Source organism: Enterococcus sp. AZ080 (assembly GCF_051714945.1).
Taxonomy (GTDB): Bacteria; Bacillota; Bacilli; order Lactobacillales; family Enterococcaceae; genus Enterococcus_B; species Enterococcus_B pernyi.
This window is the reverse complement of record NZ_JBIOSV010000001.1, coordinates 485,001-497,848: the sequence shown is the minus strand read 5'-3', so window position 1 is coordinate 497,848 and position 12,848 is coordinate 485,001. Positions and strand designations below refer to the sequence as shown.

The following is a 12,848-nucleotide window of genomic DNA, read 5'->3' as shown; positions in this document are numbered from 1 at the left end:
CGAAACTATATTATTTTTTAATAACTTTTGTAAAATATTTTATCATCATGATAAGAAATAGCAACAAAAACACACTGATCAAGCCATTTACGAGTAAAAATGCAGTACGCTTCGCCCGTTTCACTTTTTCTAACGATTCTTTTATTTCTTCTGGTTCAACAGCGACCCTGTGTCCGCGTACTAATAAACGGTGACTGTTGACCATATATGGAGTACAAGTAACCAGTGTGACTAAATCTTGATTTTCTTGGATTTGTAGCGCTTCTGTTTCTGTCGGTGCTACGGTTTTAATCTGATCGACTTGATACGCAAGATACTGTCCATTGATTTCAATATAAAAGTGATCTTCTATTTTTAATTGAGGTAAATCTGTAAACAATTTTGCTTGCGGCAAGCCTCGGTGGCTGGAAAGTACCGCATGTGTCGATTTGCCTCCGATCGGGTATGAGGTGCCCTCGAGCAGACAAGCGCCTTTTTCCAATAGTTTCGTCGTTGTTTGGTCAAAAATCGGTAAGCTGACATTGATTTTGGGGATCGTCAAAACACCAACGGTATGTGATTCGATATACGATTTCTGAGATTTTTGATCATTCTTTTTTTTCTTGGAAAATGGGTCTGCTTCTGGCATCGCTACGTTTGATGCCAGTTGTTCATTTTTTTTGATCATCCGCTTTTGTAATTCAGCAAGTTCTGTCGCATGTTCAGACTTTGCCTTTTTTTGATAATTTTTGATGATCTGCTGGTCGAGATAATTATTCAACGTATCACTGACAAAAGGATACGCCAAGCTGAGGACACCGATAAAAAATACCGAGAACATGATTAGATCTAACAGACGCCATTTTTTTTGTTTCATTTTATTCTCCTCAGCGAGTCACTTGTTCTTCATTTGATACTATTTAACTTTTGGTCGTTTTAGCCAGTATGCACCCACGATTGTCAGTAAAACCACACCTAAGAAAATGTACAATGAAATGCCTTTGCCACCAGTTGCTGGTAATGTCCCTTTGTGTTTGTTTGGTACTTTCTCTGGTGCAACCAATTCACCTGCAACAGCATAAGATTGCTGATCGACCTTAAACGCAATTCGTTCAGTTAGTTTCACATAATTGTTTGGTGCTTTTGTTTCTTCTAAATAATACGTACCATAAGACAAGCCTGTGATATCCACTAATCCATCACTTGTTGTCGTGAAAATCGTTGCTTCTTCCTGTGAAGTCGTCCACGCTACTGCTTTTGTTACTGGATCAATGATCAAATATTTCGCTGTTGCTTCATCTTGATCACGTACCACAAACGAAGCGTCTGCTAATGGTTTGATATCAGCTACTGCTCCATCTACTTTAATGAATCGTTTCCCACCTGTCAGTACTTCCACAGTTGGTGGTGTTTGATCTGTCGTATGTCCAGTATCAACATTTGCTTCGTTGTTATAGCCTTGGGTTGGTTCTGCTAACTGATTCAAATGCATGTAATAAACAAAACTCAACGTACCACCTGGAGTCAATGAAGGAATATAAGTTGGTTCAATCGTTACTGTGAAGCCGTTTGTTTGTTCAGTTACGTGGTAATTTGTTGAATCAATGATCGTTTCACCATCGTAAAGTGCATAACCTGTTTCTCCCGTTGATTGGTTCATGAATGTTAAAGCTGGATCATGTGTATCAATCAATTTGAAGGTGGTATATTTATTGTTTGATCCTTCTTTATCCGCGATCCCAAGAGGAATATTGACGCTGATCTCATAATTGATCGGTTCTCCGATTGCTACGTCTTGCCCATCTAATTGCGGCGTTTCTTTTTCTACTTTCGTCGTATCATTTTTCACTGTAAGTTCAACTGGCGTTTGGCTACCAGCAACAATTGTGAATGGTGTCTTCGTTTGCTCAGTGATCATCGCTGCATTTTCAGGTGCTTTTACTTCTTCTAACACATATTCGCCAACTTCTAATCCAGTAATGAGTATTTGACCTTTCTCTGCTTCATTTTCAGCAACGTCCTCTTCACCGATTTCATAGCTTTTGCCAGTCACAAAGTGTTTTGCTTTAGATTTGTCAGTTGTCCATGTATACATTCCTTGTGCCACACTATGCAAATATTTGGCAACACCTGCATCTTCTTTCACAATGACAAATTCCGCACCGTTTAGTGCTTCGCCTTCTGCTGAACCTACTTTTTTGACCTTCAGCGTTCCTTCATTTTCCACGACATTTTTAGGATATAAATGAACTACGTCTAATTCTTCTGTCCCATATTGATATGAACCGTCGGATTGTTTGATCAGTTCATATACTGGAAATGCCACAACCATATTTGCAGCAGCTGTTACTCCTGATTTTGCTTCTTCTTCAATCACATAAACTGCATCTTTTCCAGCTTGTTTTTTTGGCAATGCTAAAGAAAGATCCCCCTGAGCGTCTGTGGTACCAGAAAGAAGAGCTGTGCCAGAAGTCTGTGATTGGACGATCGCTTTTGCTTCTTCAATCGTCGCGCCATTTTTTCTTGCTTCAGCAAATGATTCGGTGACATCATACACATGGAACGTCACATCTGCCAACCCTTGATAGTTGTTGAATTCAGTCATTTCTTTCCCTGTATTTTGGATCTCTTGTTGTGGGAAATCTAACATTTTCTTTTTGTGGATCACCAATTGTGCATCCATTCCTTCAGCAAACACTTGTGGATTAGGAAGTAATGCCACCAGTGTAAGTAGTGATGAAATAAGACATAGTAATACTTTTTTGAAATTTTTTCTATTCTTCATTCTTCTTTACTCCTGTTCTTTTGATAAATAATGAAACTACCTATGATCGATATGCCACCAATCATACCAACACTTATTTTTTCGTCAGTTGTTTTTGGAAAAAGAAAACTCGTTTCTTGTTTCTGATTAGTGATTTTCAAAGGTTCACTAGGTTGTCCATTGATGGCATATGACATACTTTTTACGACAAACGAGACAGCATAAGGATTTCTTTTATACCCTTTTGGTGCTTTGATTTCTTCAAGTAAATATTCTCCGTCTGCTAAGCCATTGATGGAAAATAAGCCATTTCGATCAGAAGTCAGCGTTATTGCATCTCTTGCTCGTTTTTTCCAGCAATATTTTCCATCTTTCAAATGCAGGTATTCTTCCTGTTGGTTTTTGATCATAAACATTGCATCTTCTAGCACCTGTTGTTCCTTATCTTTTGTAACTTTTTGAAACCACTTCCCTCCTGTTCGAATACGTGTACTTCGTGACAATGATGCTGTTCCGATATCTAATGTCGCTTGATTGATGATCGATTGATCAGCGATTGCATCTTGTCGTAAACGCATCTGATAGTTGATCCTCACTGTTTTACCTGCCAGATCTTGCAAGTCTTGACCGTTAAACGCAATACTGAATCCTTGACTATGGCTATGAAACGTCAGATTTTCCAAGCGTTTTTCTTCACTGTGGACTTTGAGCGATTCAGTTAGCAACTCCAACCCTTTCGTCGCACTGTCAGTGACTACACATGTTTCTTCAGTTGCTATTCCATTTGGAAACTGGATATCCAATTGATAGTAGATCTTTTCACCAATCGAATAAGTATTTTTTTCCTCTACAAGCTTTTTTTCAAAGACGATCGCAGATGGCTCTTGGTTCATTTTAGGATAGAGATGGATTGCCTTTTGTGGATGATCATATGAATCATAAAGAGGCAAAACCACGACTACATTTTGTGATCCTACAAACGCATCTGCTATGTGAGTGGTTTCGTTCACTAAATAAACGTTACCTATTTGATTCGTTGACTCACGTAGATCAAAGATTGCTACATCTTCTCCATCATTGTTCGACTTCACCAGTTTTTCCATTAGAAAAGAACCTGCTGAAGTACCTTGTCGCGCAATGATTTGTTGTGTTTCTTCGACAGTAAATCCTTTTTTACGTAATTGATAAAATGATTTTGTCACATCGTAAACCGCAAAACTCGCTTTATGAGATTCCGTTTGTTTATCTGATGAGGGTTGCGTAGTATGGACAATCAACTGGACCATCTCTTGTGTTTGGGCGATACACGTTTTGGCACCACCAACTAACAGAAAAGGCAACAACAGCAAGAACCAATAATACTTGGTCAACTTGAAATGCCTCCTCGTCTCATCCCCCTTAAATAAACGACAAATGAAACAATCGCAAGGATACCTAATAATAGGAAGCCAAGTCGGCCAGATCCTCCGGTTTCAGGCAGTGGGATCAATGCCTGATTGGTGATGACCAAATGGATTTGGTTGTTCGTATGATCAGTTTGTAACTGGATTTCTGATGGTTCACCATCTACAGTTACTTTTCCATCCGTTTGGATAACGATCTGTACGGGTTGCTCTAACCCCAGATAACCTTCTGGTGTTTTGATTTCCTCCAACGTGTACTCACCCGGTTTTAGGTTCTCAAAAACAAATGTATCAGTTGCTTTATCGTCGTTTGGTAATTCAACCTGTCCATCTGAACCGGATAGTCGGAAGACTGCCCCTTTTAACACCTGTCCTGTATCCGTTTGCTTTAGGACTGTTAAATCAAAAGGTTTGATTTGATTCATATGCGTCAATGTCCAAACGGTATCTTCCTCTACATTTTCTCCGTCATAGAGAATCGTACCGTAAGGGTCAACTTTAAATTCATAGTTTCCTGGAATCGTATCGTAACCAAGCGGTCCTGCTGTTTCTACTAAGCGATATTCACCCGCTTTTTGTATCACGAATTCTGCCAATCCTGATGACGCGGTAACTTCCTCTTTCAGTGTATGATAGGTTCCTGTTTCTCCTTTTATTTGTAAAGCAAAAGTTGCTCCTGCCAGATTGATTTTTTGTTTGTCCTTTTCGGTATATTTTCTTATGGCTATCGGAAGGTCTGCAAATGGATTCTCAATCGTCAATTGGATCACTTGATCAGTGACTGTAGCTTGTTGTTTGTCCACTGTTACTTCCCCATTGTCAGAAATAGCAATTTCCCACGCCTGCTTTTCCGATTTTTCATGTCCAGCAGGTGCACTGATTTCTGTCAATGTATAAGATTTTCCTTTTTCAAGGCGTGTGCCTTCTGGCAATGAATAGGTACCATCCTCATGGTCGATCAGCTGAATCTCCTGACCTTCAATCGTTAGTTGAAACACTGCTCCTTTTAGGAGATGGTCAGCTGACGAAGTTTTCTTGGTTATTTTTAAATCTAAAGGAACAAATTGTTTTTTATTTTTCCAAGTCGTTGCGTTGACTTTTTCTGATTGATATCCTGGTACATCTAACTCATTCACCGCTTCATAGTGAAATTCTTGCCCTTGATTGTTGTGTTTTGGCAAGCTGAGGGTTTCACGAGACGCTTCACTGGACGCTAGAAGTTTGGTGATATTGGTTCGCTCCCAAACATTGGTGTTCTCCTCTTCCGGTTTACTTAATTGTACATAGCCACTTTCCCAACTAGATGTTTCGGTGATTCCTGTTCGCTTGATTTCGTAAATCACTTTCTCTGGTCGAGTCGTCGTATCTTGATCAAATTCTTCCCATTCTTTGAAAAAATCAAGAGATACACCTGGTGCTTTGGCTGACGGCACACCGAATTTAGCAAGAACATCTGGGTTGCTCGTTGGTTGGAAGATTGTTTGCCCATTCATTTGATACCAAGTATCAGTCTCGAACATTTTGCTTTCTGTTTGGAGTCTCACTTGATAATGTAGTTGGATTTCTTGCCCTTTTTCTAAATAGATTTTATCGACGTTGATCGTTTGCCCATCAATAGAGAGAAGTGGCTCAATCGATAGAGGGGTTGTCCCTACACTTGTAACAGAAGCGCTGTCTGGTTGATAAACAAATGGATCAATGATTGGATCAGTGATTTTTCCATCAACGACTGTTCCAGAAAGCTGCACAGCTTTTTTGGCTAGATAATCAGCAATATCTGTAGACTCATTGGCAGATTCATAATATGCCGTGCCGTCTTCACCAGTGGAAACCATCTTACGCATTCGACGTTCTACTTCCTCTTTCGTGATGCCTTCAGTTTCATCTCCTTGCAACTGTATACCCAAGCCATGGATCTCGATTCCTCGTTGTTTCAATGCCATTGCTTCACCAATCGTTGCTGTAAACGTTGAATTGATCCAACGCCATTGTGAATATTGGTCTCTAACAGGTACAAGATAAGGCGGGGAAATTTTTGAAGTATATTCGGGATGATCGACTTGATTGCTAAAAGTCGCGCCATAATAACTAACGTCCTCTTCAGTCACCACACTTGATACGTGATAGGAGCATGTCGGAACACCATCAGTCAAAAGAACGATCACCTTTTTGTGACCATTTTGTTCAGACAACATCTCGCCTGCCTGACGTAAACCATTTTGAGTAAACGTACCACCACTTGTTGAATCAGGTGTGGCTGCTTGGATTTCTTCCTTTACAGAATCAAATCCTGCAATCGGTATCGTTCGATTGTCGTAGCCTTCACTAGAAAAACCAACATAACCTAAATTGATTTTTTCCGTTACACCACTTTCTGATAAGGTATCGACAAATCGATCAATCCCATTCTTCACTTCAATAATACGATTGTCCTCATTCATACTGCCAGACCAGTCAACAACCAGAACGACATCTAAAGGAGGGATATTTTTTTGGGTATTTCCTCGAACATTCAGATACAAGTCAAACAATCCAGGAGTCGCTGTCTCTTTGGCAAATTTACGGATTGCGTAATCGGCTTCTTCTTTTTCCCCACCATATTCAATATAAGAATTGTTTTGATTGGTTGGGTCACCATCCCAATTCGTCAATCCATCCCATTGTGATTGACCATGACGATTCCCTTGATGATTTCGTACATTCTCGTCATTTTCCGGTTGCCACATCGCTTGCGGATAGGTTCCTTGCTCATCTGTGGTATATTCCGGTTCAATCGTCGCTAACCCTTTAGGTTTCAACTGTTCATTGAATAATTGTGGTTGTTCAAACGGACGATATTCGTTTTTAGCTATCGATGAATCATCCGACACCTCACTGTTTTCAGAAGAAGTCGTGGTTTCAGACGTTGGTTCACTCGTTTGTGCAGTTTCCTGATTCTCGTTATCTATAGAAAATGAAAAGGAAGCTGGTTCAGATAAAAGTAACTGACCCGTTTTTTCTTCTATCTGAATATTGAGTTGAAATTCTTTGCTCGTACTCGGCAATTCAATGGTCAATTCTTTTTCTTCAATGGCTTGAGAAAAATCACCTGCTAGCCATTTTCGTTGTTGCTCATCTGTGTATTCTTGATATTCCTGAGAAACATAAGAGGAAAGCAGATTCGTTTCAGGTGCATCTTTTGGATGTAACTGGAATAAAAATCTGTTTTCTTGTGTTTGCTCATTTAATCGATACACGACCGTTAGCTGACGATCTATTTTCCTAATACTTACTTTGCCATATTCATTATTTAAGACTTCAATGGTTGCCTCTTCATTAGCTGCCACAGTCTTTCCTTTTTGGAAATAGAAATAGGTGACGAAAAATAGAGAAAATAGACAGAAAACGATGAAATAATTTCGCTTCTTCATTTATGGATACCTCCTTAGAAAAACTTTAAAATTCAATTAGATAATATAAAAAAAAGAAAAAATTCACTAATCTTTCTAGTTCTCTTCTCTTTTGTCTCTAACTATTAAATTACAGTTATTTTAAGTAGCTTTAAATTTGATATAGTAAAACGAATACATTGAATGATTAGTTATTTAAAACCGATTTATTATTCTTTTCTCTCACAAAATATACTCATTGAGCAATAATTTTGAGACAAATTTAAAAAAAATATTTCTAAATCCGGTAGAGTTTTTTTAGAAAATTGAGACAAGTATTTACAAGGAAAAATAAATACGGTATTAATAATAAAAATATAAAAAGAAGGTGAAGAATTGATTGAAAAAATTTTATTAGATGACCATGCAAGAATGAAATTAAATGTGTATGGAAAGATAATGACCTTATGGTCGGGGGAATATAGTTTAGATCATGTACGAGAAAACTTAGATTTCTATTTCAGTCCGACCCGTTTCAAAAAAATCCTATGTGCTATAGAAGATGATTTAGAACAATTTACTGATATTAAACTGTTACATACTAAAAACAAGTTATCCATTCCTGAACAACTTGTTCAATATACCCAATACCAACATTTCCTATCAACAGAAAGTGTTCCTTATAAATTATTGATCAGTCTTCTGACTGAACAAGATGAAGATCTTGCAGCTTTTTGCAATCGCCATTTTATCAGCCGCTCAACATGTTTTCGACAAACAAAAAAATTGGCTGAATATTTGAAGGAGTACAATATCAATTTGAATTTATCGAATCTTACCTTATCTGGTTCTGAAATGCTGATTCGTATCATTTTTTTCAACTTCTTTTGGTTTGTTTCATTAGGAGAAAGTCTGGATAGTATTCCTTACAGCCAAGAAGTTCGCGCATTGATTTATAAGCACGAAGGATCGCAACACAAGAATAAGTTTGATTTAGGAAAAAAACAAGCTAGTCTCCATTGTCTGATTTGTTTGCTGAGGATCGAAAATAATCATTTTACGGATATCTATCGATTATCGAGAGATTCCTTTATTCCAAGTGAAACAAACATTGACTTTTTTTACGACTTCTTCAAAATTGCGAATCTTCGTTTAGATATCTTAGAGGTAAACTCTTTGTTTTATTTGTTCTATTATTGGCCGTTTCTTACCTCTAATCAAGATATTCGTGTGCCGATCGTGCAACATTCCTATCAACAACCGAGTAATGAGATCAAAGCTATTTTAGAGGAATTTCAAGAGCACTGTCAGACATTTATTGGTACATTCCATTTTGAAAAAGAGCCCGCTTTGCTTTTGAATCTCTATCTATCCATCGGTAACTTTAGCATGTTCAAGCAAAAAATTCCTTTGACCACATTATTTATCTCTTCTTATATTCAAGATAAATACCCACTTTTACGTATCTTGACAATCAAAATCGAAGGGTTTTGGAAAAAAATCGCACAACGAAAAAACTATACCTGGTTGAAATCTTGCGTAAGTGAATTAGCCTTTCTACAAGCCAGTTTACTTTATCCATATTATTCAGAAATCGATGAAAACTATAAATTGAAAGTTGGGTTTGTCAACGTCTCTGAGCATCTGATCTCCGCAGAAATCTTGAATTTAGGCAAGAAGATCCCCTTTGTAGATATCGAGCGACTCACGCTTCCCATCACTGAAGAATATGACTTTTTCATCTTTGGTTCCCCCCTGCTGATTCCTAATGGTCTTGATTCTTCTAAGTATACAGTCCTTGATTTTTGTCATTATAGAGACTTTGAGACAAATCTGTATCAACGACTGTTAGAAGTCCATCATTTAAAACTACAAACATTGTTTGCTGATTAACTGATTAATATAAAAAAAAGCTTTTAAGCATCCTGCTTAAAAGCTTTTTTACTACACTCGGTTATTTTGCACGTTTTACGTATGAACCTTCTGCTGTATTGATTTCTAGTAATTCATCCGCTTCAATGAAATCAGGAACATTGACTACTAAGCCTGTTTCCATCGTTGCAGGTTTACCAGAACCAGTCACTGTCGCACCTTTGATCGATGGTTGTGTTTCAACGACACGTAAGACAACTGTTGTTGGTAATTGGACACCAATCACTTCGCTACCGAAGAATTGGATTTTAACTTCCATGTTTTCTAAGATAAATTTCATTTCTTCAGCTACAGTTTCTACAGGGATCTCATATTGTTCGTATGTTTCTAGATCCATAAAGAATGCTGTATCATCCATTGTGTATAAGTATTGAACTGGTTTTGTATCAATGTGTGCTTTTTCAAATTTTTCGTCTGGTCTTAGTGTCGTATCATAAGTAGCACCAGTACGAACATCTTTTAGCTTCATACGCATCACAGTATTTCCTTTACCAGGTTTGTGATGGCTTGCATCAATTACTTTGATCAATTTTCCGTCTTGGACAAATGTCATTCCGGCTTTTAAATCGCTTGCTGAGATCATTATTTTTTGCTCCTTTTTTTCTTAATCATAATCACCCTTATTGTATCAGACAAACGTCTATAAAACTAGGAAATTATTGCTTTTCAAATGATAGTCTTTGACTTTCTTATTTTTTCATGCTATTTTTAATTAAATCATTATTGGAGGGATAAACATGGCAATCAATTACTTAAAACAATTGAAGTGTTGTTGTATGGTGTATAAAAACAGCATACTGTTTGCCATGTCTATTAATTGCCCTTCATAGTTGAATGAAAGATCTCTTTCTGTAGTGAAAGTGTTTTCTTTCTTGGTCTTTTCAATTTATGATCTTACGAGGAGCTGATTAAATAGTCAGCTCCTTTTTATTTTACTTTTTTGGAGGTTTGGATTCGTGATCATTTCATCAATTACTGAAGCAATCGGGCATACACCCGTCTATAAATTTACTGCGCAAGATTTTCCTATGCCAAAAGATTCCGTGATCTATGCAAAACTGGAATACTTGAATCCAGGAGGTAGTATCAAAGACCGTTTAGGTTTGTATTTATTGACTTCCGGTCTTGAGAGCGGAAAAATCGATCAAGAAACAACGATCATTGAGCCAACTGCTGGTAACACAGGGATTGGTTTAGGTCTGGCAGCTTTGAAATTCAATTTAAAAACAATTTTTGTCGTACCAGAAAAATTTAGTATAGAAAAACAAAAAATCATGCAGGCACTAGGCGCAAAAATCGTACACACTCCTACAGAAGAAGGAATCGTTGGTGCGATCGAAAAAAGTAAACAATTAGCTTCTGAGATCCCAAATAGTTATGTTCCCTTGCAGTTTGAAAACCCAGACAATCCAGCCACTTATTACCAAACATTGGGGCCTGAATTGTTTCAAGAATTGGAAGGGTCAATCAATAGTTTTGTTGCCGGTATTGGAAGTGGTGGTACGTTTGCTGGAACCGCAAAATTTCTAAAAGATCGTTTACCTGAACTTCGCCTGATTGGTGTTGAGCCAGAAGGATCAATTTTGAATGGTGGTCCTTCACATGGGCACGAAATTGAAGGCATCGGCGTTGAATTTGTCCCCCCTTTTCTTAGTGAGTTGACAATTGATCGATTTGAAACGATTTCTGATGCTGAAGGATTTGCTTACACACGTCAACTAGCAAAAGAACACGGATTATTAGTAGGCAGCTCGAGCGGAGCCGCTTTTGCCGCAGCCTTAAAAGAAGCACAACGTCTACCGAACGGACAGTCTATCCTGACCATATTTCCAGACACGTCCGATCGTTACTTATCAAAAAATATTTATCTGTAAGCAACAAACGACACAATAAACTCAATGAAGAAATTGGAGGAAATAATTATGCATATTCAAACAAAATTGATCCATGGTGGTATTAGTGAAGATCCGACAACCGGTGCAGTTAGCGTACCGATCTATCAAACATCGACTTACCGCCAAAATGCAGTTGGACAACCGAAAGAATACGAATATTCACGTTCAGGTAATCCAACACGTTTTGCTTTAGAAGAATTGATCGCAGACTTAGAAGGTGGCGTTCGTGGCTTTGCCTTTGCCTCAGGTCTAGCAGGAATCCATGCAGTCTTTTCCTTATTCCAATCTGGAGATCACATTCTCTTAGGCGATGATGTCTATGGTGGAACTTTCCGTTTATTTGATAATGTTCTTACAAAAAATGGGTTAGAGTATACGATCGTCGATACAAGTAATCTTGCACAGATTGAAGAAGCAATTCAAGACAATACAAAAGCTTTGTACCTAGAAACACCAAGTAATCCTCTACTTAAAATCACCGATTTGAAAGCAGGGGCTGCCATTGCAAAAAATCGTGACCTGTTAACAATCGTGGATAACACATTTGCTACACCATACTTTCAAAAACCTTTAGAATTAGGCGCTGATATTGTTTTACACAGTGGCACAAAATATCTAGGCGGGCATAGTGATGTCGTTGCTGGATTAGTTACGACAAACAACCAAGAGTTGGCGGAACAAATTGGTTACTATCAAAATGCCATCGGTAGCGTATTAGGTCCACAAGATAGTTGGTTGATGCAACGCGGGATCAAAACTCTTAGTGTGCGTATGGAAGAACATCAAAAAAATGCCTATGCTGTAGCAGAATTATTAGCGAACCATCCTGAAGTTGAAGCAGTCTATTACCCTGGTCTAACAACCCATAATAATCATGAAATTGCGAAACAACAGATGTCCGGCTATAGCGGAATGGTTTCCTTTACCTTGAAAAACGACGCAGATGCAATTCCTTTTGTAGAAGCTTTGCAACTATTTATCCTCGCTGAAAGCTTAGGTGGTGTCGAAAGTTTAGTGGAAATTCCTTCTGTGATGACTCATGCCTCTGTACCTAAAGAAAAACGCGAAAAAGCTGGAATCAAAGACGGATTGATTCGTTTATCCGTAGGAATCGAGTACGCCCAAGATCTTTTAGATGATTTGAACCAAGCCTTTACCCAATTGAAAAATCACTGATCCACTTTATCTTTAAAGAATTGAAAAAAAATCAATCAGTTTTCTACACCTGACCTGCAATAAGTGTTAGAATTTAGATAAATCGACCCAATCTTTTTAGAGGATTTTCATTTCCCTAAAAAGAATCATCAGATAGTTAGGAGTGATTCAATATGAAAATGAATGTCGAAAGTTTTAATTTAGACCACCGTAAAGTAAAAGCCCCTTATGTTCGTGTAGCTGATCGTAAAAAAGGCGAGCATGGCGATTTGATCATCAAATATGATGTCCGTTTCAAACAGCCAAACAAAGAACACATGGATATGGCAGGTTTGCATTCTTTAGAACATTT

General features: G+C 37.9%; 9 protein-coding genes (1 of these 9 only partly in view). 4 read left to right on the top strand and 5 right to left on the bottom strand.

Annotation, left to right across the window (positions count from 1 at the left end; genetic code table 11):
• Nucleotides 1-10: 10 nt before the first annotated feature.
• From IGK01_RS02310 to IGK01_RS02295, 4 genes are read right to left on the bottom strand one after another with little or no spacing between them, the layout of a single operon-like run.
• Nucleotides 11-856, bottom strand: coding sequence for a class C sortase (locus tag IGK01_RS02310; protein ID WP_065096265.1), 846 nt, complete (start codon nucleotides 854-856; stop codon nucleotides 11-13).
• Nucleotides 857-895: 39 nt separating this feature from the next.
• Entirely contained in the window at nucleotides 896-2,764 is a 1,869-nt protein-coding gene (locus IGK01_RS02305; protein ID WP_438770544.1) for a SpaH/EbpB family LPXTG-anchored major pilin, read from the bottom strand.
• Complete coding sequence (locus IGK01_RS02300) at nucleotides 2,761-4,113, bottom strand: isopeptide-forming domain-containing fimbrial protein (protein ID WP_438722256.1); 1,353 nt, start codon at nucleotides 4,111-4,113, stop codon at nucleotides 2,761-2,763. Before IGK01_RS02300 ends, IGK01_RS02305 begins: the two co-directional genes overlap by 4 nt.
• Nucleotides 4,110-7,556, bottom strand: a complete 3,447-nt coding sequence (locus IGK01_RS02295; protein WP_438840474.1) for a SpaA isopeptide-forming pilin-related protein — start codon at nucleotides 7,554-7,556, stop codon at nucleotides 4,110-4,112. Before IGK01_RS02295 ends, IGK01_RS02300 begins: the two co-directional genes overlap by 4 nt.
• Nucleotides 7,557-7,910: 354 nt before the next feature.
• On the opposite strand from IGK01_RS02295, the gene IGK01_RS02290 reads away from it, so the two are divergent.
• Complete coding sequence (locus IGK01_RS02290; protein ID WP_224434508.1) at nucleotides 7,911-9,407, top strand: helix-turn-helix domain-containing protein; 1,497 nt, start codon at nucleotides 7,911-7,913, stop codon at nucleotides 9,405-9,407.
• Between the two features lie 61 nt (nucleotides 9,408-9,468).
• Here IGK01_RS02290 and efp read toward each other — a convergent pair whose 3' ends face one another.
• Nucleotides 9,469-10,029, bottom strand: a complete 561-nt coding sequence (efp, locus tag IGK01_RS02285) for an elongation factor P (protein WP_010736336.1) — start codon at nucleotides 10,027-10,029, stop codon at nucleotides 9,469-9,471.
• Nucleotides 10,030-10,402: 373 nt separating this feature from the next.
• On the opposite strand from efp, the gene IGK01_RS02280 reads away from it, so the two are divergent.
• The 3 genes from IGK01_RS02280 to IGK01_RS02270 all read left to right on the top strand — a co-directional run.
• The gene (locus tag IGK01_RS02280; protein ID WP_023519093.1) at nucleotides 10,403-11,320 is read left to right on the top strand and encodes a PLP-dependent cysteine synthase family protein; all 918 of its coding nucleotides are present in this window, start codon (nucleotides 10,403-10,405) and stop codon (nucleotides 11,318-11,320) included.
• A gap of 48 nt (nucleotides 11,321-11,368) precedes the next feature.
• Nucleotides 11,369-12,517, top strand: coding sequence for a cystathionine gamma-synthase (locus IGK01_RS02275; RefSeq protein WP_019724150.1), 1,149 nt, complete (start codon nucleotides 11,369-11,371; stop codon nucleotides 12,515-12,517).
• 152 nt (nucleotides 12,518-12,669) lie between these two features.
• Nucleotides 12,670-12,848, top strand: partial view of an S-ribosylhomocysteine lyase gene (locus tag IGK01_RS02270; protein ID WP_019724149.1) — the start only. Its footprint extends 280 nt past the window's final position; the window shows 179 of its 459 coding nt (coding positions 1-179); the start codon lies at nucleotides 12,670-12,672; the stop codon falls past the right edge of the window.